The following is a 321-nucleotide window of genomic DNA, read 5'->3' as shown; positions in this document are numbered from 1 at the left end:
GTCGGCTGGAAGTTCATGGGGAGGCGCTGATGGATCTCACACTTCACCAGACCATTCTCTACCACTGCATCCGACTCATAGTGGACGCTCATGGAAGCGTGGGCGCGAGCATCGCGACCACGCTGTGAGGTGCGCCAGCGCCGAAGAACTGCATGAGGTTCTGCGCAGACGCATCGGCGATCCCGGCGCTGCGGGGGAACAGGTCGTACTCGTATGCGGCGAGTGCCGTTCCAATGTCGTCGGCTGCTTCAACGATCGCCTTGGCGAGTTCCGCACCGTCGTAGAGGGCAAGGTTCGCCCCCTCGCCCGCGAACGGCGACA

At 63.2% G+C, this 321-nt stretch carries 1 pseudogene; it reads right to left on the bottom strand.

Annotation, left to right across the window (positions count from 1 at the left end):
• Positions 1-88 precede the first annotated feature (88 nt).
• Positions 89-321: pseudogene (locus AC0IY0_RS28780) on the bottom strand (FAD-dependent monooxygenase); the annotation flags it as partial.

The organism is Methylobacterium sp. AC315, assembly GCF_979253755.1.
This window is presented reverse-complemented; position numbering and strand designations above follow the sequence as displayed.